Below are 26,849 nucleotides of genomic sequence, written 5' to 3'. Positions count from 1 at the left end.
ACTAACCGTGAATCAGTATAGAAAAAAAAATATATCGAAATTATTAGTACTATTCTGTTTTTTCATTTCTGTAACAGCTCCTGCGTTTACAGAATCGCTGCAGTCTGTTAAAACCAAATATTTTGAAATTATCTATAGGGAAGCATCGGCGCCTTCTGCAGCGCTGCTGGTGGAATACGCCGACGGTTATGCCGATGAGATATGTACCGCGCTACAGCAAAAAATTAAAGGACGCATACCGGTGTATCTTGTATCCGACACGGAAGAACTGAACGGATATTTTACCCGAAAACCATATCGCCGTATTGTCATCTATGATACCGGTATTACAGATGGAACACTTGGCAATTTGCCCGACACACTCTTACAAGTTTTTTACCATGAACTTACCCACGCTCTTACGCTTGACGTTCCTTTTTCTCTTTTAAATATTTTACCGATGTCTTTTGTAGAAGGAGCGGCTGTTTCATTTGAGAGTTTGCATGGACAAGGTCGTTTAAATGATCCCTTGATTAGACAGTATGTAATTCAGAATAAAATCGATGGCCTAACTCCAACGTGGCAGGAAGCTACAAGTTCACGAGATATGTACCCAACCGGATTATGGCCGTATATCTATGGCGGTTATTTTGCCGACTATTTACAAAAAACATACGGGATGGAGGCGTATTCAAAGCTATGGAAACTGAGCTGGAGACTTTTTATACCGGGAAAATTCAAGTCCATTTATGATAAAGAGGTAAGCGCTGCATGGAATCAATTTATCAATACTATTCCGCTGCCGGAAAAACTGAATGAACCTGTTTCCTTTGCTCCTCAGACAAAGAAGTCTGGATATAGCGCTCTTGCAGCTTCTCATGACGGTTTTGCCTATTATGATTTTGATAGTCAAGCTGTGTATTTTACGCACGTAAACATCGATAATACAGACAGTACCATTGCAGCTTCCACACCCGTCAAGCTTTTTACGGCGGATTTTTCGTTGAATCAACTGTCTTTTTCGGATGACGGCTCTCTTCTCGTTGTCTCGGATTCTGTTGAAACAAGTAGTAAGACATCGCAAAAACGCTCACGTATTTTTGATATGAAAAAACACCGGTTTATCGGTAAACCGATACTATCAAGTATGGCGGCGTGCTTTGTCGACGAGCAGACACTCTGTTCAATAATGTTAAAAAATCAATCGTTTTCTGCAGTGTTGATTGACCGCACTACACAGGAAGTTAAAAAAGTTTTATATACGGCCGGTCCCGGTCAATCCTTTGCCTCATTATATAGTCCTTGTTATATCGGAGAAGGGCAGGTTGCTCTTATCGCAGCAAATGGGGTAAAACGTACTATTTTACGTATCGATACCGAAACAGGCAGTCTTTCGGTGTTGCCTGAACAAGATACCCCGTATGCAATCCGCTACTTACAATCGGTAAAAAGCGGTAACGAGTATATCCTTGCTTTCTCTTGGGCTGAGATGAATATGCTCTATCGGCTCGGTCTTTATTACCCTAAAAGCGGCATCGTAAAAACACAGCAAACCGATATTTCCGGCGGTGTATTCTTTCCCATTCTACTGCCGGAGAAACAGCATCTATCAAATGAAGCAGGTAATCATTCCATCCTTTACGTAGGGCAGCATGCTACCTATCACCGTTTATATACTATGAAGGAAGCGGATCTTACGGTAAAAACTATCCAGCCGGCAGCTATGACTGTTCAACCGGATATACCGGCATCGACCAAGCTTCCTAACCTTGAGCTTCTCAATCCGAGCAAGTATCAGCCGCTCACATGGTTGTGGCGGGCAAAGGTACGGCCGACAGCTAATATTCCTGCCGATATACGGCGTTACGGAGGATACGGTCTCGGGATAAAACTGGCTATGCTTGATCCTACGGAGACAATCGAAGTTAATTCTTCATTGCTATTTCTGCTAAAACCTTTTTTTACACAAATAAAAGCCGATGCAGCCTATCACTTTAAGCCTATTTCGTTAAATATGAATGTCTTTGATCAGCTTGATACAAAGATGTTTACCTACCGTAAAACCGGATTTGGCGTCGGTGCAAGCAGCGTTATTCCGCTTTCCTATTCATGGGAAATGTTTAAACTCTCTTATCTGGCAACGGCAGCATGGATAGCGCCTTTATCCGATACCGGTAAAACCTACTATCCGTTTCCATACAAGTATACGGTACTTGCACATGAAGGGCAGCTTTATTACCGAAATGTCCGCAGTTCCCGCATAATACGGTCTCCTTTCTTTGCAAAGGATCTTCAAGGTATCACTATATCAAGCTCTCTTGCTCATGCATACTGCGTTGAACAAAAAGCCAATGCTGCCGTTTTTCAGGCATCGTTTGACGGCTATATTCCTGTAGTACCGCTTCGCTTTACTTTGAGCGGTTATCTTGGATTCAATGCACAGTTTAATCCTTTAAACGGAACATATTCACATATTGCCGCTCATTACCCTGTTACGGAAACCAATTATTTCCCCTCTTTTGCGGCATATAATACCGATGCAATGCGGCAGAAATTTGCTTCGCTTGGAACCGGTAAAGTGTCGGGAGGAATATCCGGTGTATGCGATCTTACATTTTTCAGCTATGACGTGCAAAACGGCAGCTCTTTCTTACCGCTGTTTATAAACCGTATATCCTTTCATACCGGCTATGCATGGATACTGACAGGGAATTTCGCTTCAAAAGCGCATAACGGCGGCTTTCTCTATTTGGATACCCTCTATGTAAACTGCCTTGTGGCATTAAACAGATCAGTGGAGATTGGGGGAGAGTATATGCATCCCGTTCGAACGTTTTTACGGCCGGGAGTTTTCCGATTTGTCGTCGGCGTAAACCTGTAACAAAATCTTTTTTAATGTTGCTAACCGATTCATTCCCGTGCTCCCGGTTTACTCCGCACCCGAACCGGCGGCATCGGTAGCATGTGCCGCAAATTCATCGAGCTTTCTATGAAGGGTTTTACGCCCGATACCGAGTATGTCGGCGGTTTTCGATTTATTCCCGTTATAGGCGGCAAGGGTTTCCATGATGATATGCCGTTCCGCTTCGGCGAGGGGAGTCCCGATTTGGATACGGATGGAAGACGTTTGCTCCGCTTCGCGTACCGGTTCCGGTAAATCGGAGAGGCGGATGGTATCGTCAGAACTCATCACGACGGCGCTTTCCAGACAGTTGCGCAGCTGCCGGATATTGCCGGGCCAATCATAAGCATAAAGTGCCGCGCGGGCTTTCGGCTCGATGGCAGTAATCTGTTTTGCGTTTTCTTCCGTAAATTCCTTGATAAAGGCGGCAATCAGCAGCGGGATATCCTCTTTGCGTTCCCGCAGCGGCGGCACATGGATGTGCACGACATTCAGACGGTAATACAGATCGCTTCTGAACGTACCGGCGGCGACTTCCTTTTCAAGGTCGCGGTTGGTCGCGGTGATAAGGCGGGTATCAACCGTGATGGACTTTTCGCCGCCCACCCGCTCAAATTGCTTTTCCTGCAGCACGCGTAGTATTTTTATCTGCAAACTCTGATTGATCTCTCCGATTTCATCCAAAAAGATCGTGCCGCCGTCGGCGAGTTCAAAGCGTCCCCGCTTTTGACTAACTGCACCGGTATATGCGCCCTTCTCATGTCCGAACAGTTCGCTTTCCAGCAAGCTTTCCGCAAGCGCGGCGCAGTGTACCTTAACATAGCTGTTATTTTTCCGCGGAGAAAGTTTGTGTATCGCGCTTGCAATCAGTTCCTTGCCGACGCCGCTTTCGCCGGTGATAAGCACGGAGGCACGGGAGGGCGCCACCTTCCTGATCATCTCAAACACGTGTTCCATCGCCGCGCTCTTCCCGATGATGTGCTCGAATGTTTTATCCGACTGCATTTGCTCGATAAGTTCACGGTGCTGCAATACCAGTTCACGGTTCTGGAGTGCGCGTTTTACCAGCAGAGAAAGCCGGTCAAGGTCGAGCGGCTTGGTTAAAAAGTCATAAGCGCCCATACGCATCGCTTCGACGGCGGTTTCGACGGTGCCGTGGCCGGTCAGGACAATCACCGGTACGCCCGGCGTTTCCGAACTTACCCTACGGAGGATTTCCTGCCCGCCGACGCCCGGCATCCGCAAGTCGGTGATAACGAGATCGACCACCTCCGATAGCGCTTTTTGCAGGCCGTCGGTTCCGTCTTCCGCAGTCAGTACCTCATACCCTTCGTCTTCAAGCGCCATCTGGAGCCCTTCACGGATATTTTTTTCGTCGTCGATAACTAAAATTTTAAACTTCATGCCTTATACTCCTGTGCTGTGTGTACTGTCGGCGCTTTGTGCGGTGCGGGCTTCCAATAAAAGCGGTTTTTCGCTGCGGGTAATGGGCAGCATGAATGTAAAGCGGGTACCTTTACCCACTTCCGAATGTACCTGAATATCTCCGTCGTGCTCTTTTATCACCTTATACGTCATCGTGAGTCCGAGCCCGCTGCCATCCGGCTTTGTTGTAAAATAGGGTTCAAAAATTTTATGCAGTATGTCGGGCGGAATACCTTTGCCTGTATCGGTAATGATGATATATACCCGCTCTTGGTCAAACCGCGTTGTAATGCCGAGTTCTCCGCCCGAAGGCATCATCGCGGCTTTTGCGTTCGTCAGGATATTCATCAATGCTTGCCGTAAAAAGCGTTCGTCCGCTTGAATAATCGGCAGTTCATCGTCAAGCTGAGAGACAAAAGAAATACCGGCAGCGGAAAATTCTTCCTGAAAGGTTGTAAAAAGATTTTTAATCAGTTCATTAACATTGACCGGTGCAAATTCGCACTGGAGCGGCCGAACGGCAAAGAGAAAATCTACGACTATCTTATTTAACCGTTCGATTTCTTCTTCCACTACGTCAAGGTGTTTTTGCGCCTTTGCATTAATCTCCAAATTACACGCTTTAAAGTTTTTCCGCAGCAGCTGCACGTGGATACTGATAGCCGCAAGCGGATTTTTTATTTCGTGAGCAACTGCCGCCGCAAGGTTGGTAAGGCTCGCCAGGTTTTCAAGCCGCCGGTTATTGATTTCTTCCCGTTTCCGCTGCGTAATATCTTCAACGGTGATAATTGTTCCCCGTACCCTTTTTTCCTTAACAAGCGGCAGTACCGAAAGCTCAATGTATTGATTTTCCTCGTCGGCAACGATGACGAATTCCTCTGCCGTTCTGACTTCTTCATTCCGTATCACCGTATGGATAAAATCCGCTAACTTTGCATCGGAAATTGATGTCCACAACGGCCGGTCGGGGCTTTCCGTAAGCGGAATGCCGAGAATCCGCGAAGCAGCTCGGTTGGTTTTTATAATTGTATGATCTGAATCCAGAATGATAACGCCGTTCGCAAGCGAATCCATCATCGCGTCAAAGAGTGCGTAGTCATCGGCAATTAATTGGATAAAAGAGCGTAGTTGCGAATCGTTCATGCGCGGTAGCTTCCGCAGTGCGCGGCTCATAAACTCTCTCATGCGGCAAGTATAGCGCAAAACGATAAAAAGCGCAAATTAGTAAAAATTTACTCTTTCTTTTTGAGGATTTCAGTGTATAATATCCGGTATATGAATAAATTAAAAGCGAAATTGAACAAACAAAATCTCAGGCGTTATTTAGGCTTAATGGCGAGTTATACGGAAATTCTGCTCGCTCTGGTAGTTATTATCGGGATTTTGCTCCTCTGTATTCGGGTTCTTGTACAGCTGAAAGGCTTTATCATCAGTACATTCGCCGGTGCGGAGGTTCCGTCATTTGCGGAATTTCTTTCGACTGTATTTGAACTGGTTATCGGTATCGAGTTTGTAAAGATGCTTACAAAACATACGCCGGGCAGTGCAATCGAGGTGCTTTTATATACGATTGCTCGCGCACTCATTATGGATCACAGCAGTATGCAGAGTTCTTTGTTAGGCGTTATCGCTATCGCAATTCTTTTTGCGGTTCGCAAATATTTCAATGATCCTGAAGTGCATAATCACGAAACCGGCGGCGACTATATTGTAAACGGCGGTATCAGTATGAAAGAGGTTAATAAGCGGCTTGATGCCGATTTTGACGAATCGTATGGGCATACCGTTGCAGGATATTTATTCAATTATTTACAGGCAATAGGAAAAGCGCCGACAGTTGGATGTGAAGCTCAAATCGGTGAATATATGTTTCAAGTATATGATATGGAAGGAGAACTCATCCGGCATATTAAGATAACTCCGTTAAAATCATAAAAAATAGTTATAGGGAGGGCTGTATATGTCTGACTATAAATGTTCACGAAAAGATTCTTGCCCCATCCGCTTGGATGCGGAAAAACAGCTCGATTCCATCATTGAAAATATGTTTGACGGTATTTATATCACTGATGGTGAGGCCAATACGCTGCGGGCAAATAAAGCCTATGAAGTGATTACCGGTATTTCCCGCGACGATGTTATCGGTTGTAATATGAAGCAGCTTGAAGAGGGCGGTACTATTTCTCAATCGGGGTCTTTAATCGCTATCAGAACGGGTAAGCCGGTAACATTGCAGCAAAAATTCAGCACAGGACGTCAGGCGCTCATTACCAGTACACCGGTATTCGGATCCGACAATAAAATAGAAATGGTCATCACAAACGTCCGGGATATGACTGAAATCCATCATCTGAGGGAGGAAATAGAATCCCGAAATGAGGAACGGCTGCGCCTGCATAAGGAATTGGAGCATATAAGGACTCAATTTCTTGATAAAACCGATTTTATTGCAGCCGATAAGGTAACGCTTTCGATTATCCGTATGGCGGATAAGGTTGCCCCGCTTGATACAACGGTGATGATTAGCGGTGAAACAGGTGTCGGTAAAGAGGTATTTGCCCAATATGTCCACAGCCAAAGCCGCCGCAATAAAAAATCGTTTATCAGTGTAAACTGCGGCGCTATTCCTGCCAATCTGATAGAAAGCGAACTGTTCGGCTATGAACGGGGCGCTTTTACCGGTGCCGATAAGAACGGCAAGGCGGGACTTTTTGAGGTTGCCGACCAAGGAACTATCTTCCTCGATGAAATCGGAGAGCTGCCGCTGAATATGCAGGTAAAGCTGCTGCGGGTTTTACAAGAACATGAGGTAAAGCGTATCGGTGGCACAAAACCCATTCCGGTAGACATACGCGTCATTGCGGCGACAAACCGTAACTTAGAAGAAATGGTGAAGAAAAAGAAGTTCCGCAAAGACTTATATTATCGAATGATGGTGTTTCCCCTGCACATTCCGCCGCTCCGCGAACGCCGCAATGATATTGTTCCGCTGGCGGAGCTGTTCCTTGAGCAGCTCAACCGGAAATATGCATTCCGCAAATACTTTTCTGACGCAGCGCTCCGGCTGATGGTTGAGTACGAGTGGCCCGGAAATATCCGCGAACTGCGGAATATTGTGGAACGGGCGGTTATCGTTACCGACAGCGACGAGATTACCGCAATGAATACATTTATTACCCCGTGTAAACAGCAGGCGGAACCTTTATATATACCGGTAAAGCAGCCTGACAGCGTACATGATTTAAAAGCCGCCCTTGCGGATATAGAAGCGGAGTATATCGACTTTGCCTATAAAACATACGGAAATGTGCGGCTTGCCGCCGAGAGTCTTGGTATGTCTCATGCAACCTTTGTCCGCAAGCGTCAGCGGCATACGGCCTCTCGCGAGATAAACGAAAAACCCTCAGCATAACGGAGCAATCAAAACCTTAATACTACCGACTCCTTGATTTTATCAATCATTGTCTGTATGCTTCTAGCGTATATGCAAGGAAATACCATAACCTTGAGGAGTGCAGCATGATATGTCAGATATGCGGAAAGCATAATGCCTCTATGCTCGTGCGGCAAATTATAGACGGAAAAACAAAAGAACTGTATATTTGCAGATCATGTGCTAAAAAGCACCATCTTTACTCTGATAACAATGAAATGCATCTTTCACTTAAAGCTATTTTTGACGGGCTTGTACCTCAATTAGACACTTCGGAAGAAGCAAGGGATAGCGTCCACCCTCTGGTGTGTCCCGATTGCGGGATGCCGTTTAGCCGTGTCAAAGAAAAGAAAATCCTCGGCTGCCCCCGCTGTTTTTTTTATTTCCGCGATACCGTACTAAAACTCATGCAAGAAACTTCCGGAGAGGTTTTTTACGCAGGAAACCTGCCCTTAAAAACGGAAACGTTTTCGGATACGGCGGTCTCATTGCAGCATCTTGAAGAGGAACTGCAAAAGGCGGTAGAAAATGAAGAATATGAACTGGCTGCATACCTCCGCGATAAGATAAAAGAGCAGGAGGTTTCAACCTAGTATGTTTGCATCTTCGAATGCATGGTATACCTATTCCGGAAACGACAACGATACGGTTCTTTCTTCACGGGTACGTATTGTACGGAATTTAAAGAACTATCGCTTTCCTCCGACGCTCGAAAAAGAAGAAGCGGAAACGGTGTACCGGACTGTCGTATCCGCATTCCAAGACCTGCCTCCTTCCGACGGATTCCATCCTATTCGGCTCGATACCTTGGATGCAATAGCAAAAAAGATTTTTGAAGAGCGGAATATCATTCCTGCCAATCTGGAGCGGAATTTCGGTACGGGGGTTATTGTCCGTGATGACGGCATTCTTTCAGCAACTGTGAATGTGAAAGATCATATTAGACTTTCAGCGTTCTATGCAGGTTTTGAACTGCAAAAATGCTTTACACTGGGAAAGAATATCATCGATACATTGGCTGAAACGCTGGAATTCAGTGCCGTGCAGGATTTCGGATATTTATCTTCGGATGTGATGAATATCGGGAGCGGAATGAAATGTTCGGTATTGTGTTCGCTGCCCGGTCATTCGCTGACGAACAAAATACAGGGAAAGATAGAGGCGCTGACAAAGCAAAATTTTGAAGTACACGCTTATTATGCGCAGAATACCAAACGGCTGCTCGGTTATTTGTACCTCATTTCTACTAAAAGCGCCGCGGGCTATACCGATGAGGTGCAAATCAGTATGATAACGTCTGCGATTCGGGAACTCATCAATGAAGAGCGGGAATTGCGGGATTCGTTGGTAAAAACGCAACTGTGGCGTATTCAAGATGATGTCATTAAGGCGTTCAGTATTGCGAAAAATGCGTACTTGCTCGATGTAAAAGATACGATAGACCTTGTATTCAAGATAAAACTCGGTATCAATCTTGGCTTTATCGAAGGTTTAAGTCCGGAAGCCTGTCTCGCGCTTCTGTATCAAACTCAAACCGCCCATATCGCCTTTTTGATGTTGAACGGCACGTTTCATCTTGAAGAACCCTTTCAGCTGGATGAACTCCGTATTGAGCGTATTCGTGCGATTTTAGTACAGGAGATCTTAAAACGGGCTGAGCTGCGGATACAAAACTCCGCAAAGAACGGACTGTAGAAACGGGAGACATACTATGCATACTCTTTCACAGAATCTTTATGAATTGTTAACGGTTTTTAGCCAGCAAGAAGCTCGGCGGGTGAATGCCGACACGGTAGAACCTGAACATATACTGCTTGCGCTCATCACAAAAAAACTGGGGCGCGGATACCGCTTATTGGAGAATCTCCATGTCAATTTTTTGACACTACAGCTGCGGTTGGAGCAAAGTACGCCGATACGGGAAGGCGAGCCGGTGAGGGGAGAAATCCCTGCATCAAATAGGGTCAAACAGCTTGTCGATACCGCTGCCGCTCAAGCCCGGATTATGCAGCAGGAAGCAGCCGGAACGGAGCATCTTATTCTGGCCTTTGCTCAGATACAGGAGAGTATCCTTGCGCATTTCTTTTTACAGCAGGGGATTTTTCTGGATGACGTACAGCAGACCATACATCAACTACATGGTACGGATACGCGGCGCGATAAGCAGCAGCAGGAAAAAAAGAAACACAGCGTATTATCCGAATTCAGTAGAGACCTCACGCAAATAACCCGAGAAGGCCTCCTCGATCCGGTTATCGGTAGGGAGCGGGAAATGCGCCGTGTGATGCAGATTTTATCCCGCCGCAGTAAGAATAATCCCGTCTTAATCGGAGAACCCGGCGTTGGGAAAACCTCGATTGTCGAAGGGCTTGCGGCGGCGATTGTGAATGAACAGGTACCTCGCTCGTTGTTCGGGAAACGGGTTATCTCGCTTGATCTTGCCTCCGTCATTGCCGGCACCAAGTATCGTGGGCAGTTTGAGGAACGCATCAAGCGCATCATCAAAGAAGTCAGTGACGCTAAAAATATCATTCTATTTATCGATGAGCTGCATACCCTCATCGGTACCGGCGGCTCTCAGGGTGCGCTCGATGCGGCTAATATCCTGAAGCCGGCGCTTGCTCGCGGGGAAATACAGTGTATCGGTGCAACAACGCTTGACGAATACCGCAAGTATTTTGAAAAAGATTCCGCCCTTGAGCGGCGCTTTCAGTCCGTGCTGATTAAAGAGCCGACAAAGGAAGAAACGTGTGCGATTCTCGGAGGGCTTAAAGCCAAGTATGAGCAGCACCACCATGTTCACTATTCCGACGAAACCATTAAAAAGATTGTGGAGCTTTCGTCCCGCTATATCCCCGACCGTTTCTTCCCCGATAAGGCAATCGACGTGATGGACGAGGCGGGCGCTTTGAAGAAAATGGATACTACCGAGCTGCCTCAAAATATCACGACCATTGAACAGCGGATTGCAGAGCTTGCCGGCGAAAAGAAGGACTTGGTTGCAGTACAGGATTATGAACGGGCGGCTGTTGTGCGCGACGAAGTAAAGCTCTTAAAAGTTCAGCTGGAAAAAATCAAAATGCGGTGGTTGAACCAAGAAAACGAAACAATGCTTGAAGTAGACCCTGCCGACATTGCCGAAACCGTCTCTTTAATGACGGATATTCCGCTCAAGAGTGTCGGCTCCGACGAGGCAAAGCGCCTTGCCGAAACCGAAAAAGAGCTGCATAAAACCATTATCGGACAGGATGAGGCAATCGGTATTATCGCAAATGCTTTGCGCCGTTCCCGCGCAGGAATTGCCTCAGCTGACCGGCCTATCGGCTCGTTCCTCTTTTTAGGACCGACGGGGGTAGGGAAGACGCTGCTGGCAAAGGCGCTTGCTGAATTCCTCTTCGGCTCTGCGGAATCCCTTATCAGGGTCGATATGAGCGATTACATGGAAAAACATGCCGTTGCACGCTTGGTCGGAGCGCCTCCGGGATACATCGGTTTTGAGAACGGCGGAATGCTGACGGAAAAAATCAGACGGAATCCGTATTCGGTTATCCTGTTTGATGAAATCGAAAAAGCGCACCCCGATGTCTTTAACCTGTTATTGCAGGTGCTGGAGGAGGGGGAACTGCGGGACAGCCTCGGCCATACGGTGAGCTTCCGGAATACGGTGATCATCCTTACGGGTAATGTCGGCACGCGAAATTTGATGGACGAACCGCTCGGCTTTGCACGGGAAGAAAACCGCACCATCGACTATCAGGGCATGAAAAAGTCCGCCGAACTGGAGGCAAAGAAAATCTTTAGTCCGGAATTTTTGAACCGGCTCGATTCGCTGATTGTCTTTACCCCGCTTTCGGAAAAAGAGATAGAAGCTATTTTCGAGTTGGAGCTTTCCAAATTAACCGGCCGCCTTGAAGCAAAGAAGCTGCAGCTTCGAATCACTGATAATGCCCGCGCCTATTGTATAAAGCACGGCTATGATCCCTTGCTCGGCGCTCGGCCGATGCGCAGGCTGTTGCAAACCGAAATAGAAGATGTCCTCGCCGTCAAAATCATCACAGGGGACTTTACCCCCGGCACTACCGCTGTTGTCGATACTGATGGAAACGCACTTACGATAAGCATTAAAACCGACATACCGGCTATTCCGGCAACAATCATTACCTTACTTCCTGCCGTCTCCACGGAACCGCAGGAAGGGTAGTTAAAACAGTGCTTCCGGCATTATCGGAAGCGCTGAAAATGCCGGAATTATGATGCACCCGCGAAGAGGAGTATTCCGCGTATGATCATTGTAAGCGCCTGTCTTGCAGGATTCCCCTGTAGGTATGACGGAAAGAAAGCAATAAATCCTGCCGTGCAACAGCTTGTAAAAGAAGGAAAAGCAATACCTGTCTGTCCGGAGCAGCTTGGAGGCTTACCGACACCGCGTTCGGCAGCAGAAATGAAAGCAGGAAAAGTCATCAACACCGACGGCGATGACGTAACCGAAGCATTTGAAAAAGGTGCTGCTGTAGTTTTAGAAATAGCACAGCAGTATGGTTGTAAAGATGCACTGCTTAAAGCCCGTTCCCCTTCATGCGGAAAAGGTTTGGTGTATGATGGGACTTTTTCCGGAATACTCACTGCAGGAAACGGGAAAACGGCAGATTTACTCATGAGGAATGGGATAACCGTAATGACCGAAGAAGAATGGAGCGATATCGATCTCCCTTTGGGCTTTTTAAAGCACTAAGCAAGTTCTAAGCGAGCGCTAAACGTGCTTTCCGCGCTGCCCGGCGATGTGCCAGCATACCGTATTTGGGCGCAAACACCATCGCGCAAGCAAAAAAGAACGACTCCGTTAAAATGATACACGCGCCGGTCGCCCCGTTCAGGTAATAGCTCACATACGTACCAATCAAGGAACTCATCACCGCGGAGCAGGCGGAAATAAGGAGCATCCGGTTCAGCCTGTCCGTCAACAGATATGCAATACAGCCGGGAATAATCAGCATCGCAACCGTCAGCAAAATCCCCGCCGCCTGCAGCGACGCAACAATGGTCAGTGCCGTCAGCGAAAGAAACAGGTAATGAATCAACTGGACATTCAAGCCCACCGCCTGCGCATGGTTTTTATCAAACAAGTACAGCAGAATATCCTTCCGTTTGGCAATCAGTGCAACCAGCGTCACCGCCGAACACACAATCGCCTGTATCATATCGCTCTTTTCAATCCCCAAAAGGCTCCCGAACAAAATATGCATAAAGTGAATATTCGAACTCACCTTCGTCACCAAAATCAGCCCGATCGCCATCAGCCCCGTAAAAACCACCCCCATCACCGAATCTTCATGGATACGGCTCCTGTCTTTTATCCACCCCGTCGCAGCCGCATTCAATAGCCCCGCAGCAAACGCCCCAACTCCAAGCGGAATATGCAAAAGATACGCCCCCACAATTCCCGGCAGTACCGCATGAGAAATCGCATCCCCCATCAGCGACCAGCCTTTTAAAATTAAATAGCACGAAATAAGGGCACAAACACCCCCAACCAACGCCGCTATTACGAGCGCCTTTATCATAAATCCATACGTAAATGGCTCTAGAACCGACATTAACCACATAGACCTCTCCTCAGTTTTGTTTTTTATATTCTTTTGGGCGGCTTTTTGCTTCGCAAAAATCAGGCTTTTCGGGGTTCCGCCTCTCGGCTCCATTCCTTCGGAACGGCTTCGCCGCCCCTACAATCCTTGCCGCTATTAAAAGCTGGGCAGTTTAAAAATACAATCTTCTCCTCAGTTTTGTGCAAAAAAGGCTTTTATCGAACGTGTTGCCGTCCGCCGCGCGGAGATGATGCCGTGATGCGGAGCAAAGAACAAAATGGCCAAAAATAAAAAGAATTGCAATGCAACAATACATCCTCCCGCTGAACCGTTCAGATAATAGCTGATATAGGCTCCTGCTGAAGCGGTGAGTGTCCCGATTATTGCCGCAAGCCCCATCATCATCGGAAATCTATCCGTGAGCAGATATGCGGCAGCTCCCGGCGTTACCAGCATTGCTACAACCAGCACACTACCTACCGTTTGCAGCGCCGCAATCGCCGTAACGGCAAGCAGAGTGAGCAGCAACAGGTAGAGCGCATTGGTGTTCAGTCCTATCGAGCGGGCGTGCGACGGATCAAACGAAAAAAGCCGCAAATCCTTCCATTTTAGCAAAATGATAATAAGACTTCCGCCTGCAATAATCAGCGTTTGCACAATATCTCTGTCGGCGATACCGAGAATATTTCCCATAATGATTGTCGTAAGACTGATGTTACTTGGGTACAGTGAAATTAGCAGTACACCGAGCGCAAAAAACGTGGTATAAACAATACCTATTACTGCATCCTCTCGAATCCGTGTCTTATTTTTAACAAAACCCATGATAAGCGCGGCAAGCATTCCGCTGATAAACGCCCCGATAGAAAACGGAATACCGATAATATAAGCAACCGCAACTCCCGGCACCACCGCATGGGATAGCGCATCTCCCAAAAGTGACCAGCCTTTCAGCACAACAAAACACGACAGCAAGGCACACACCCCGCCGACACCTCCGCTCACCAAAATCGCTTTCACCATGTATTCATACTGAAAAGGAATTAATAACATATCACTCCATCAAGGCAAACGCATCAGACTATTTTTTTAAATACCCCGCAGAATAATGGGGCTGTTCGACCAGAGTTGAACTGCTTTGCAGTTCAAATGGTCTCACAACCTCCATTATTCTGCGATTTTTATATATTTGTCTAATGTGTTTGCCTTTCTCTTCAAAATAAACTGTGGAAAATTTTTAATAAAATTTTCCACAGAAAGGAACGCAACCGCTTTAAATATATCGGGCGCGGTTGCTTTTTCAAAACCACCACTACTCAACAACATTTCTTATGCCCTTGAGGTACGGTTTGCCCTCCTGCTTGGTAATCAAAGCCCCCTCGTCATCGGTGAATACTCTTATTTCGTGAGCAGTGTCTTCCGGATTATCGGTATGATCAATTTTAATACTCCGCAGCGCTCCGCCAAATGCTTTGATAAGGTTTTCGGCGGTGAAGGTGGTTTCCGTCGCACCGGAGGCAATCACTGTCCGATTGATGATTACAACATGATCGCAAAACTCAGGGATGGAACCTAAATCGTGTGTGGAAACAAAGATCAGATGCCCTTCGTTTTTCAGCTCACGCAGCAGCTCGATAATTGCTGTTTCCGTTTTAACATCGACTCCGGTAAACGGCTCATCGAGCAATATGATTTTTCCCTGCTGCGCAAGCGCCCGCGCCAGAAATACTCGTTTTTTTTGTCCGCCTGAAAGTTCGCCGATCTGACGGTCTTTAAAATCGAGCATTTGTACCCGCTCTAAACTGCGCTCGGCCATTTCCTTATCCGCTTTGCTCGGAATACGGAGAAAATTCATATAGCCGTACCGCCCCATCATCACCACATCCCACACACTAACCGGAAACGACCAGTCCACATCTTCAGACTGCGGTACGTATGCAAGTAAGTGCTGTTTTTGTGCCATACCAATCGGTTTTCCGCAGATTGTTACATATCCGCTCATCGGTTTAATAAAGCCCATGATTGTCTTAAAAAGCGTGGACTTTCCGCTGCCGTTTACCCCGACCAATGCGGTAATCGTCCCCTTTTGCAGGGAAAATGACGCATTGTATAAGGCTACATGTCCATTATTGTACGCAACACTGACATCCTTTACTGTAAGTTCAACGGGATATTCCTGCTTACCGTCCATAATTCTCTCCTTAATTATTAGCCCGATATTGCGGGGGCATATTTCCGTACATCCGCCATCACCGTTTATCTAAATCTCTGCGGCTTACCGTGAAAGACTATCCTGGAATCCCTTCACGATTGCATTCGCATTGTATTCCAGCATTTTAAGATAGGTCGGGGCATCTCCGTCTTCATACGTCAAAGAGTCGACATATAAAACCCCGCCGTAATAGGCTCCGGTTTCCTTACAGACTTGCAGCTGCGGCTTATTGCTGATAGTACTTTCGGAAAAGGCAACGGGAATATGATGCTGCCGGATGGTATCTACCACCTTTTGAATTTGCTGAGGACTGCCTTCCTCGTCGGCGTTAACCGGCCACAGGTACAATTCTTTCATATTGCAGTCGCGGATAAGATACGAAAAAGCCCCTTCGCAGGTTACGAGCCAGCGCTGCGATTCGGGGATTTCGGAAAGCTTTTCAGTGAGGAAGGTGTCTATTTTTTTAATACTTTCACTGTACGCAGCTGCATTAGCATTATAGGTTTCCGCATTCGCAGGGTCTAAACTCACAAAGGCTTTTCTGATATTTTCCACATAGATGAGCGCATTTTTCGGGGACATCCACGAATGCGGGTTCGGCATCCCGTTGTACGGTCCTTCCCCAATCCCCATCGGATCAATCCCATCGCTGAGCGTAACGCTCGGCACATCTTTTACATTGCCCATGAATTTTTCAAACCAGCGTTCAAGCCCCAAACCATTGCGCAGCACCAAATCCGCAGACTGCGCCTTCACAATATCGAGGGGAGTCGGCTCATACTCGTGAATTTCCGCCCCCGGCTTGGTAATCGATTCTACCAAAAGCTTATCGCCTGCAATATTCTGTGCCATATCCTGCAAAATAGTGAAGGTTGTTACTACCCGTTTGGGGCGCGCGGCATCCGCTTTACTTGCAGCCGCATCTTTTTTTGCACAACCGGTAATACCGGCTGCACCGATAATAAGCGTTAGTACTATGAGTACAATTGTTGTCCATTGTGTATGATTTTTCATACAAGCTCCTTTGAAAAAATATTTAAGAACAAAAATCTATTTTTAGTAGTACAGACTACATAAAATACTTGAGAAATATGTAGTTAAGACTACATATTTCTGCCATAAATGTAGTATATGCTACAGTATTTGTCAAGACTATCACTGGGCATCTCTAAAAACTCGGTTAGCTTTTAGAGATGCCCGACGAGTATTTTTTATAAATTGTTATATTATAATAATTTATAAAAAATACATCGCAAATAAATCTAAGGAAAACCTCTAAAAACTTCTGTTTTTAGAGGTTCCCACTATAATTTGCATGGTAATAATAGCAGTCCAGTGTTTAGAGGTTTTCTATAAACTGCTTCATACATTCCAATGTTTCGGAACTGATGTGGTGTTCCAATCCTTCGGAATCGAGGAGTGCGGTTTTTTCGCTTACACCGAGTTTCAGTAAAAATTGAAGTACGATTCCATGCCGGACAGCACATTCGCGCGCCAATGCACGGCCTTCTTCGGTAAGGCATATCGGCTTATGGGTCCCGCTTTCGATCAAATGATTGACTTTTAGCCGTTGCAGCACCTGAATGACCGACACATGACTTACGCCGAAATATCGTGCAAGATCCATAACGCGGCATTTCCCGCTTTCCTTACTGATTTGGGCGATAGCTTCCGTATAATCTTCCAGTATTTCTATTGCGTGATCCGCTCGTGTCCGCGAAAATGCCGCCGATGCGTCCGTTTTTTCTTCCATCATTATTCAATCCGATTTTTTACAAGATACTCCATTTAGAGATGCCCTATAATATATGGTTCGGCGTCTGTCTTTCAAGTAGGAATACTCGACCTATTCGATAACTGCGTTTTCGAATAGGTCGACGAGTTCTAAATCGTACAAATAGCACGATTTAGAACATCGCATTTCAAGGTAACCTGTTCCGAAACGGAAGTTTCCGAACAGGTTTACTTTTAACAAAATATTTTGAATATTGAAAACGTCTGTATTGCATTGGAAGGGGTTATGGGATACACTTGAATATATGAATTACATTGATTTACGCAGTGATACCGTTACATGGCCAACCGAGGCAATGCGGGAAGCTATGGCGAAAGCTCCGGTCGGCGATGATGTGTACGAAGATGATCCTACCGTTAAGGAACTGGAACAATATGCGGCAAGTATTACTGCAAAAGAAGCAGCACTCTTCGTGCCTTCCGGTGTATTCGGAAATCAGTTGGCGCTTTTCACGCATTGTCCGCGCGGCAGTGAGGTCATTTTAGACGATCAATGTCATATCGTGCAGCATGAAAGCGGAGCCGCAAGTATTATTGCAGGTGTACAATTGCGGACGATCGATGCGCACGGTTCTATTCTTTTGCCGGAATCAATCGAACCGCGGGTACGTATCGGCGACGATATCCATGAACCTAAGACAAGCCTTATCTGTTTGGAAAATGCGCACTCAAACGGAAAAGTATTTTCGGTAGAGCAGATGGAGAAGGTGAGGCGATGTGCAAATCGCTATCATATTCCCATTCATCTTGACGGTGCGCGCCTGTTTAATGCAGCCGTTTCTTTAGGTGTTGAAGCAAAAGAACTGACGCAGCATGTCGATTCTGTTATGTTCTGCCTTTCCAAAGGCTTATGCGCACCGGTCGGCTCTATTTTAGCCGGAAGCCGTAAATTTATCGACCAAGCGCGCCGGAACCGGAAGATTATGGGCGGCGGGTTGCGTCAGGCAGGTGTTCTTGCCGCTGCAGGCTTAATCGCTTTAAAAGAGATGCGGTACCGCCTCGATACCGACCACCAAAATGCGGGAATGTTGGAAAAGCTCTTAAACGATGTCGATAAAATAGAGATTGCACATGACCGCAGGGACATTAACTTTGTGTTTTTCAAAAATAATGCAGATGCGCAATTGGATACGGAAGCCTTTGTCGAATATATGCATGAAAAAAATATTTTAATCAATCCTTGCGACCGCGACGGGTATTTCCGATTGGCAACACATTATTGGATAACAAAAGAACATATCCAATATATTGCCGACACAATTAAAGAGTTTTACGCCTAAATGCAGCATACCAATCAAAATACGCTTACACAGGATACACGCACCAAGATTGTACGTACCGCCTCTTTTGTCGCACTCGGCGGTAATTTGCTGCTCTGCGTACTAAAACTCACTGTCGGTCTTATAACCGGAAGTTTATCGGTACTGGGAGACGGTATCGATACTGCAACCGATGTAGGCATCGCCGTGATGGCAGTCCTTGTCAGCTTTATCATCAATAAGCCGTCGGACTCCCGCTATCCGTGGGGACGTCAGCGTGCCGAAACCATTGCTTCTATGGTGTTGGCATTTATCATTATGTTTGCCGGTATCCAGCTTTTTATCGCCTCAATCAATAAACTGATACAGGTTTATAAGGGTGAACTGCTTCCGATGCCGCAGCGCATTGCGATAATCGTAACAGCGGTATCTATTGCCGGCAAGCTCTTACTCGCGCTCAACCAATATCTTCTCGGTAAAAAAGCGCAAAGCTTGATGATACTTGCTAACGCGCGCAATATGGTAAACGATATCGTCATTTCCTCATCGGTACTTGTCGGGTTTATCATCTCTCTATTATTCCACGCACCGTATTTTGACCCGCTTGTCGCATTGCTTGTTTCGTGTCTTATTATCAAATCGGCTATTACACTCTTTATCGAACTCAATGTGGAATTGATGGACGGCAATACCAATAAACAGCTTTATGAACAGCTTTTTAGCGCTGTAGCCTCCATCCCTGAAGTTAAAAACCCTCACCGGGCACGCATACGCAAGATGGCGAATTTGTGGGATATCGATTTGGATATCGAGGTGGACGGTTCCATGCCGGTAAGTGAGGCGCATATTATTGCAGAAAAGACTTCACTTGTTATTAGAAATACGCTTGGGAATGTCTATGATATTGTTATCCACATTGAACCCTATAATTCCGATAGGGACGGGGAGTGTTACGGGTTATCAGCGGAAGATGTAGGGGGCATAGAATAGTGCGGAAAAAAGGATGCGGCGCACTTTTTTTATTGATACTGCTGCCACTCTGTTCGGAATCTCTACGGGATCAAAATAAGGCATATTTTGACTCTATTCAATGGGAAGCATTGGGTGATGATTTAGTTATTCCGCCTATTTCCGAACCGTATAGTATTGAAGGTAACCGGCCTGTTCCGTATGCAGATACCATCGATGATGGAGATATTTTACCCTCATTGCCGCAGCTCGGCATGTTGGACTATCAAAATATTCCGGAAGATGTATTGAGCTTTTGCGATAGCATTGCCGCAGCAGTTGTAGCAAAATCGCTCGGTTCCGCCTTATTTAGTACACAAAAAGCTTTTTTACCGCATCTCGGGCGTTTTATGATAGAACATTTTCCGGATTTTTCCTATGCTTTTTACGGACGCCCATCCTTTAAGCAGGACGGTAGTGCAATCATACTGATGCGGCTTGCTGTAAAACAGGTTACTGTAGAAGTTCCCAATGAAAATCAAGAGGCAGCGATACAGCAAAATACCGTTGCACAGACTGGAGATTCCGATAATATAGCCGATGTTCCGAACCTTTTTTCAGAAGACGAACAGCCGCTGTTTATTATGGTGGAATTCGGCGCAGTAAAAGAAGATACTGTATGGAAAATTTCTTATATTGATTTTAAGGGGGCAGAATATGCAGATTCCGCTCTCACGGATTGAATATGACTATATCGTTGAAGCATTTTTACAGGACTTACCACCGCTCCTTCTGCAATCGGGAGCACTCTTTTATATGTTGCCGTCCGGCTCCTATACGATAAAAAACAGTAAGCTCTATTTTCAACCGCTTTCTGAATTTATTGGGAAGAAAACTTCCGTTTTTTTTGAGCATAAGAAGCGAAGTATTGTCTTTCATACGGCTGTGTATGCAGATGCAGGCAGCTGCTATGTAATGTTCCCGGATATTGCGTATAAATACGACCCCGAAAAACAGCCCCAAAATAATGTTTTTGCAGAAATTTATATACCGGATAATCCTCCGATTACCGCGCAGGAACACGAACATTTTCCCCTCGATTCGATTATCCACACAGATCTGCATCTGCCCCCCTTTACCGACTTTTTGCCCTCAGCGTATCAAACTGCCGCGCAATTTACGGCGGAAAAAACAGTAACACAGAATATTTTCCCGCTTTTTCTTTACCGGCTGCATGAGTTTGAACAGCAGACGTTTATGATGTTTAACCCGTATGCTTCAAGCGGGTTGTATGTATTATTTATAGATAGCAAAATACTCATCTGCGGATGTAGAGACGACTATGCCGTTTCAATCGGAAAACGGCAATCGCTTAGATTTGTTCTGCATTTTCCTCATCGTACCATTCATAGCAAGGGACGCAGCTTATTTTCTCATTTTCTACCCAAGAGCAACTGTGCTGTTCTCGGTTTTGTGTTTGAAGAGCTTTTCGAAGAAGATAAACGTTTTTTATATGAGCGGGTATACCATGAGAAATACAACCCCTTGTCCTTTTAAAAATATGCATACCGTCTACGGCGTTGCTGCACAAAAATAAATGCTCACCGTACAACAAGTACGGCTCCGCTTTATTTTTGTTCGCGCCTTGTATCCGGTATCACTATTTTTAAAAGGCTTACGGTAGGGGCATCTACTGCTTAAACCAGCGGCATCCTTGCCGCTGCTGAAGTAAATCCTCGACGTATCAGAACCGCCATGGACGGCGGTTGTTCCACGCAGAATCGAGTTCGCATTGCGAACTCGCAGAGGCTGTCCAAAAACTGAAAGCCTATCGGCTTTTCCTGTAAGGAAATGATTTGTTATATCCGCTAAAGCGGATTGCGTAACAGTTTTTGGACAGTTTCCTTAGATTTAGATGCGTTGAACAGTGTACACGGACATACACTGTTCAGAAGGCTATTTTACCGTATGTGCCGCTACTGAAAATCCTCGACGTATCATTTCTTCTAAAAACAATACGGAAATCATTGGATCGCAGTATTATTTTCAAAAATTGATTTCCGCTGCGCTATCCCGTTACACCCTTACAAGCCTTCTACTTCTTCTTTAGAAAGACCGGTTGCCTGTGTTATAATATCGATGGAAACCCCAAGTCGTTTGAAATTACCTGCATCCTGTAAGGCTTTGTGGCACGAGCCTTCAGCAAAACCAAGCGATTTACCTCGTTCAAGACCTTTCCGTTCAGACTCGTTTATCATCGACAGCCGGTCGCTTTCATATTCCCATGCTGCTTCATATCGTCTCCGCTCCTGCTCATCCAGATAAAAGATATCCATCACGTTATTCGCCTTTGTCATTACAGGATTTTCTTGTGCTAACATCCGCCTCTCCTCCTTGCTGTCTGTTTTGATAAACATAAGCCATTTCTCTACGCTTGTCAAATTCTCTTTCGGCAGCTTTGTTAAATCTAAAAAATGAATCTCCAATAACTCATCCAAGAGCGTTTGTTCTTCACTTTCCCGTATCTGATACACCGAATGTACTTTAGGACTTAATTTAAAAGGACTATTCAGCACATTGATTGCAATACATTTTTTTAAATCTGCGTACTGTAAACCGCTGAAAAAATGCTCATGGATCATTTTTGAGCAGTAAAAGATACTCCGCTTGGGATAGTAATCAAAGTACGTGTTCTGCATTTCCACATCGATTTTTCGTCCATCGTTTAAGCGGATTTTTATGTCGAGCCGTCCGGTTTTATCGTTATAAAAACGCGGAAGCTGCTCATTATTGTCGATACGGACATCATCAAAATCATCCTGACTTAAGTCAGTTACTAACGAAATAAATTCAATCATGATGTCTTTATTTTCCTCGGTACCGAAAAGCTTTTTGAACGCATAATCATTTCGAGCGGTAAACTTCATCGGTGTGGTAGGTAATTTCTGCATTTTTCACGCCTCCATACCCTCTATATATACCACGGATGGCAAAATGGCTAAGAAAATCGGCAGATTATCATGTTTTTTCTAATATTCTAACTGCAGATATGAAGAACCCACAGAAGCGGCAGGCGGACGGGGGATGTCTTAAAAGTCGGCTCCTTTTTCGACATCCCCGGACCACACCGTAATAGTTTTGCCCCTATTTTTTCCACACCGCTACCGTACAGTTGTACGAGCTGTTGCGGTGGGTATCGAAGCAGGTGCCTGAATCCACTTGAACAAAGGACTCGTCGAATGTGCAGCCCGTCAGGCTGACCGTTCCGCCTACAGCAAGGAAGCTAGGATAGATTTGTGGATGGTCTTGGTTGTCGTAGTATGAGTAAGACGGCACCAAGTTACGGAAGTTGCAGTCTGCAGCGGTTACGCTGCTATGCCCTTGCAATTCCAGACAGCCCATCTGCCTCCCCTGCAGTATTTTGCGTGCGGAAAGGGTATTCGTCCGCGCCCGGAACCACTCCCCTTCTACATAGATATTGTCTATGTCGATTTTACTGTTCGGCGTCGTTTCGTTATTCAACACAACGGAAGAGAAATCAAGGGCATTATATATTATATTCGCCTGATCCTCCTCACTCCATCGTCCAAAGAACGATAGGGAGCCTTTTAACTGCCCTTTTAGCCGGAATGGGTGATACCAGTTGCCGCCTTTTAACGTAATAGAATCGCCTGAAGATACATACAGGTTTTCCGCCTTAACATCTTTTAGACTATGGGAGCCGCCGCTTGCAAAAGAAACCGGTTCGTTGAATATATTACGATAGCCTTCTTTTAATACATACGGAGGGCAGCTGTACTCCCTTTTGATGGTTCGTAAGTCTTCGGTTATATACCCGCACTTTAAGGTTTTTGCTTCTACATTCTCTATTTCCGTATGTACCGGCGTTGCTTCCATAATGGCTTGAAAGTCCTTTGCATTGCAGGAAACATCGACCTTGTCTTCAAAAGTGTAATCCCTTATCGTTGCCGAACAGGCGGGGAGCTTTAAGGAATGTATACGGTCCCCATAGTCAGGGTCAGAGCAGTTAAGCCGTTCGGTTATTACCTTTCCGCTGGATACAGAGAGATCGGCTATGGTTACAGCGGTAATATCGACATTTTTTAATTTTAGCACTTCGCTGCTGTCGTTCTTAATCGATATATTGCCGAAGTCGCAGTTTTTCATCTTAATGGAGGCAGAAGCGGCGGGAGACAGCTCCATGTTGTAGTATCCGTGTAGGTTGTAAAGACTGATGACATCAAAGTTCTTGTACTTACCGTATCTCTTGTACTTATCGTATATCTCCGATTTGCTAACGTCAATGTCCTTTGCGGAAATTTGGAGGTTGCAGCGGCTGTTTTTGATAACTACTTTTTGCGCCGGAGATTTAGCGTCAAAGGAGCTATTAATGTAAAGGACGCCTCTGTAATTATCGACGGCAGCGGTATCGCATATTATGGACAACTCATTGCTGCCGGTATTTACATTTTGTACCGTAACGGTATTGCATTTCGGTAATGTAATTACGTTAGAAGCCTCCGAATCTTTTATCGTAACCGAGGCCAAACGGGAGGAGATGCTGGTATTAAAATCCATAGCCCTGCGGACAGTACAGTTTTGGATAACTAGGGAGTTTTCGTCGGCAGTATCCCATTTAATGTCATAAATAGGCTTTATTGTGCCCCAATCATCGTCATGACCGAACTGAATGCCGTCAAAGGTGAGCGTTCCGCCTATTGCCTCATCGGAGAAAAATACGGTGTAACGGCGAAATACGGTCTTATTATCCTTGTTCCGCTGGTCAGCTTCGGTTTCAATGCCCGTAAACCCTCCGCGCAGGGTCAGCGTGTGCTTTAGCCTGTACCGCTTTCCTGCGGGGCTTGTAAAGTCTTTACTCAGCCATATTTCGGCGGTTACGCCGTCAGACATTTCGTTCGCCTTTTGTAAGGCGGCTTCAAGACTGGTAAACGCATCCTCCCATGTCGAACCGTTGTTTCGCCCTGTTGCCAGCGGGTCAACGTGGATAATGCTGCCCGACTGCTGCAAGGTTACGCGGTAGGTTTTGGTATGAAGGCCGTTTTCGCTCGTTACCTTGTATTCTACCGCCGACGAAAAGTCGGCTGCCGTCTCTCCGCTTGTCTGTTCAACGCCGTCCACCGTTACCCGTCCCCGTGCGGTAAAGCACGGTATCAGGTTCGCTGCATCCGCCCCGCGCGGCAACAGCGCATAGATAACACCCGAATGCGCGCTGATAAATGCATCTACATCCTGCGTCAGCGAGGGGTTATCCTGCTGCAACAGCTTAAACTCCGTTAATTCGCAGCTTGAATCCGCCGAGTACTCAAAGTGCACGGTTACCGCGTAGATCGTGTATGCAGACGGATCGCCGGGGTCGGTTACCTTATAATAGACGGGGTATTCAAAATCCTGCGCGCTAAAACCGCTTGACTGCGTAAGAGCGTCCACCATTACTTCGCCCGTTGCAGAAAATTCAGGGATCAGCTTTTTAGGTTTTTCTCCCGCATAGTGGGCGGTAATGTGCACGGTATGCGCCGTTTGGTCTATCCTGCCCTCACAGTCTTTAGTCAGCGGGTTGACCCCTGCGGGGAAGCGGAACGTTTTTAACAGCGATTGAGCAGGCTCCGCATAGACAAACTGTATTTTAACGGTGTATTTGCGCGTGTACTGCCCGTCGCGCGAGGTACAGATATAGACAAGGGGCTTTCTAAAGTCTTGTGCGCTGCTGCCCGATGTTTGTGCGGCGCCGTTTACGGTTACCGTACCGGGTGTAATAAAGGTCGGAATAAGGCTTTCGGGCTTTGCGCTGCCGGTATACAGCACCGTTGCGGTGATCGTACCTTCGTGGCCGTCGTTTACAATGGCCGCCATCGAAAGCGTTTTTATCGAAGCGTTCTTGTCTTTGGTAAAACGGAAGTCGGTAATGCTGCGCGAGGTATCAGGGTCTTCTTTAAACGAGATAAACAGGCGGTACTCCGTCTGCTCCGTCCCGAAACTGATAATAATCTTCGCTTCGGCAGATCCGAGATGATACTGTGCGCCTGAGGGATTTTCAGCTGTAAAGGTAATTTTATCGGTTACATTGAACCGTGTGTCCTCGTATACTATTGCCGCCCCGTCTCCTACATACGCAATGTCGCAATCCAGCAAAAAGTCATCCCATGCGTGTGCGTATTCTACCGGATAAAAAAGCTCTGCCGTTACGGTTTTTGCTGCATGGTCTATGCGCACCGTTCCATCTTTTACCAGACCGGGGTTTTTCACCTTTGGAAAGCCGAAGTTTTTCAGCGCCGTGTCTGTTACCGTCTGCTTGCAGGTTGCCGTGTAGAGCTTTACATCCTTATCATTACCCAGTACGGCAAACTGCACGGGGTTGGTAAAATCAATCGGCTTATCAAGCGAAACGGTTACATTTGAAAGGTTAACCGGCGCAAAAAGAGCGCGTAAATACATTTCTTTATTCGGCGCAGTAATGTAACCGGATAATACGCTTAACGGATCCATCCCTAAGCTCCGCAAAAGCGGCACAAGGTAGGGCTCGGTAAGCGGTATCAAAATAGCGTGCGGAGAAACGGTTGCCTGAACGGTCAATGCACGCACTTCCGTTCCCGCCTTTACTTCAAAATCTACCGTGTTTGCCCCGATGGTGCTGTCCCCTACCTGCGCCTCACCTACGCTGAACGAAAGGATATTTTTTTCAGCGGAAATTCCCGGCGGCAGTACTCCGGTCGCAGGATCGGTGCCATCGTCATAAAGGACTTTTACGGTATACAATTCTATTTTCCCCTGTCCGCCGATAACGGCAAAAGGCACGGGGCTTAAAAAGTTAATGGGAAAGACAAGCGGCGGAATGGTAAAGTTGGGATTTTCCGCATACATTTCGAAGAACCAGCGGTTTATCGCTTCGATGTTTTCAAAGCTACCGATGGCAGAGCCGATTTTCAGTACGTCGGTTGCGGGAAAGGCTTCCTGTAAGTAGCGCAGCGTTACCGGAAACAGCGTCGCCTGCGCAGATACAACCGTTTCGGGCAAAAGGCGCGTTACATCGGTTCCTTTGGGAACGGTTACGGTAACGCTATGATCACGAATAGCAGTGTTTGTACTGCACACATACCGCTCAACATTTCTCAAGTTAAGGCTGATAAGTTTTTGCTCGTCCGAGGGAATAAGATCGGTTATCAGCTTATTGCATGAAAGATACATCATTACCGGCAGCAGCGCGGCACATAAAAGCGCATACAAACGCATACTTCTTTTCATCGTTCTCATCTTTTTCTCCTTTATCCGTTCTATTGATACGGCGGCCTCTAAAAAG

At 46.2% G+C, this 26,849-nt stretch carries 20 protein-coding genes; 11 read left to right on the top strand and 9 right to left on the bottom strand.

What is annotated here, in order from left to right:
• The first annotated feature begins 7 nt into the window (after positions 1-7).
• A complete protein-coding gene (locus E4N66_RS07080; RefSeq protein WP_253727451.1) occupies positions 8-2,860 on the top strand; it encodes a hypothetical protein in 2,853 nt (950 codons plus the stop codon).
• A 48-nt stretch (positions 2,861-2,908) separates the two neighbouring features.
• Here E4N66_RS07080 and E4N66_RS07075 read toward each other — a convergent pair whose 3' ends face one another.
• Both E4N66_RS07075 and E4N66_RS07070 read right to left on the bottom strand, forming a co-directional pair.
• Positions 2,909-4,285, bottom strand: coding sequence for a sigma-54-dependent transcriptional regulator (locus E4N66_RS07075; protein WP_253727450.1), 1,377 nt, complete (start codon positions 4,283-4,285; stop codon positions 2,909-2,911).
• A 3-nt stretch (positions 4,286-4,288) separates the two neighbouring features.
• The gene (locus E4N66_RS07070) at positions 4,289-5,491 is read right to left on the bottom strand and encodes a two-component system sensor histidine kinase NtrB (protein ID WP_253727449.1); all 1,203 of its coding nucleotides are present in this window, start codon (positions 5,489-5,491) and stop codon (positions 4,289-4,291) included.
• A gap of 90 nt (positions 5,492-5,581) precedes the next feature.
• Between E4N66_RS07070 and E4N66_RS07065 the strand changes: the two genes are divergently transcribed.
• The 6 genes from E4N66_RS07065 (at position 5,582) to E4N66_RS07040 (ending at position 12,471) form a co-directional block, all read left to right on the top strand.
• Positions 5,582-6,241, top strand: coding sequence for an HlyC/CorC family transporter associated domain-containing protein (locus tag E4N66_RS07065; protein ID WP_253727448.1), 660 nt, complete (start codon positions 5,582-5,584; stop codon positions 6,239-6,241).
• Between the two features lie 25 nt (positions 6,242-6,266).
• Positions 6,267-7,718 (top strand): sigma-54 interaction domain-containing protein, encoded by a 1,452-nt coding sequence (locus E4N66_RS07060; protein WP_253727447.1) that lies wholly within the window; start codon positions 6,267-6,269, stop codon positions 7,716-7,718.
• A 107-nt stretch (positions 7,719-7,825) separates the two neighbouring features.
• Positions 7,826-8,332: a UvrB/UvrC motif-containing protein gene (locus tag E4N66_RS07055; protein ID WP_044016526.1), complete on the top strand. Its 507-nt coding sequence runs from the start codon at positions 7,826-7,828 to the stop codon at positions 8,330-8,332.
• A 1-nt stretch (position 8,333) separates the two neighbouring features.
• On the top strand, positions 8,334-9,434 hold the full coding sequence (locus E4N66_RS07050; protein ID WP_253674432.1) for an ATP--guanido phosphotransferase: 1,101 nt from the start codon (positions 8,334-8,336) through the stop codon (positions 9,432-9,434).
• Between the two features lie 16 nt (positions 9,435-9,450).
• Positions 9,451-11,940: an ATP-dependent Clp protease ATP-binding subunit gene (locus E4N66_RS07045; protein ID WP_253727446.1), complete on the top strand. Its 2,490-nt coding sequence runs from the start codon at positions 9,451-9,453 to the stop codon at positions 11,938-11,940.
• 81 nt (positions 11,941-12,021) lie between these two features.
• A complete protein-coding gene (locus E4N66_RS07040; protein ID WP_253727445.1) occupies positions 12,022-12,471 on the top strand; it encodes a 2-thiouracil desulfurase family protein in 450 nt (149 codons plus the stop codon).
• 7 nt (positions 12,472-12,478) lie between these two features.
• Here the strand turns inward: E4N66_RS07040 and E4N66_RS07035 are convergent, their stop codons facing one another.
• The 5 genes from E4N66_RS07035 to E4N66_RS07015 all read right to left on the bottom strand — a co-directional run bounded on the left by E4N66_RS07035 (position 12,479) and on the right by E4N66_RS07015 (position 17,289).
• Positions 12,479-13,342: a metal ABC transporter permease gene (locus E4N66_RS07035; protein ID WP_253727444.1), complete on the bottom strand. Its 864-nt coding sequence runs from the start codon at positions 13,340-13,342 to the stop codon at positions 12,479-12,481.
• A gap of 171 nt (positions 13,343-13,513) precedes the next feature.
• Positions 13,514-14,344: a metal ABC transporter permease gene (locus E4N66_RS07030; protein ID WP_305880149.1), complete on the bottom strand. Its 831-nt coding sequence runs from the start codon at positions 14,342-14,344 to the stop codon at positions 13,514-13,516.
• A 289-nt stretch (positions 14,345-14,633) separates the two neighbouring features.
• Entirely contained in the window at positions 14,634-15,512 is an 879-nt protein-coding gene (locus E4N66_RS07025) for a metal ABC transporter ATP-binding protein (RefSeq protein WP_253727442.1), read from the bottom strand.
• An 84-nt stretch (positions 15,513-15,596) separates the two neighbouring features.
• Positions 15,597-16,547, bottom strand: coding sequence for a metal ABC transporter substrate-binding protein (locus tag E4N66_RS07020; RefSeq protein ID WP_253727441.1), 951 nt, complete (start codon positions 16,545-16,547; stop codon positions 15,597-15,599).
• Between the two features lie 325 nt (positions 16,548-16,872).
• On the bottom strand, positions 16,873-17,289 hold the full coding sequence (locus tag E4N66_RS07015; protein WP_253727440.1) for an iron dependent repressor, metal binding and dimerization domain protein: 417 nt from the start codon (positions 17,287-17,289) through the stop codon (positions 16,873-16,875).
• A 283-nt stretch (positions 17,290-17,572) separates the two neighbouring features.
• Between E4N66_RS07015 and ltaE the strand changes: the two genes are divergently transcribed.
• From ltaE to E4N66_RS06995, 4 genes are read left to right on the top strand one after another with little or no spacing between them, the layout of a single operon-like run.
• The gene (gene ltaE, locus E4N66_RS07010; protein ID WP_253727439.1) at positions 17,573-18,607 is read left to right on the top strand and encodes a low-specificity L-threonine aldolase; all 1,035 of its coding nucleotides are present in this window, start codon (positions 17,573-17,575) and stop codon (positions 18,605-18,607) included.
• Positions 18,608-19,576: a cation diffusion facilitator family transporter gene (locus E4N66_RS07005; protein WP_253727438.1), complete on the top strand. Its 969-nt coding sequence runs from the start codon at positions 18,608-18,610 to the stop codon at positions 19,574-19,576. It abuts the gene before it with no gap.
• A complete protein-coding gene (locus tag E4N66_RS07000) occupies positions 19,576-20,277 on the top strand; it encodes a hypothetical protein (protein ID WP_253727437.1) in 702 nt (233 codons plus the stop codon). The genes E4N66_RS07005 and E4N66_RS07000 overlap by 1 nt, the downstream gene beginning before the upstream one ends.
• The gene (locus E4N66_RS06995) at positions 20,252-21,091 is read left to right on the top strand and encodes a hypothetical protein (RefSeq protein ID WP_253727436.1); all 840 of its coding nucleotides are present in this window, start codon (positions 20,252-20,254) and stop codon (positions 21,089-21,091) included. The genes E4N66_RS07000 and E4N66_RS06995 overlap by 26 nt, the downstream gene beginning before the upstream one ends.
• A gap of 527 nt (positions 21,092-21,618) precedes the next feature.
• Here the strand turns inward: E4N66_RS06995 and E4N66_RS06990 are convergent.
• On the bottom strand, positions 21,619-22,485 hold the full coding sequence (locus E4N66_RS06990; protein WP_253727435.1) for an Rpn family recombination-promoting nuclease/putative transposase: 867 nt from the start codon (positions 22,483-22,485) through the stop codon (positions 21,619-21,621).
• 193 nt (positions 22,486-22,678) lie between these two features.
• Positions 22,679-26,803 carry a hypothetical protein gene (locus tag E4N66_RS06985; protein WP_253727434.1) on the bottom strand — a complete coding sequence of 1,375 codons (4,125 nt, stop codon included), beginning with the start codon at positions 26,801-26,803 and terminating at the stop codon, positions 22,679-22,681.
• Between the last annotated feature and the right edge of the window lie 46 nt (positions 26,804-26,849).

Source organism: Treponema sp. OMZ 857 (genome assembly GCF_024181085.1).
In the GTDB taxonomy this organism is placed as follows: domain Bacteria; phylum Spirochaetota; class Spirochaetia; order Treponematales; family Treponemataceae; genus Treponema.
The sequence above is the reverse complement of the archived record's forward strand: the minus strand, read 5'-3'. Positions and strand labels throughout refer to the sequence as shown.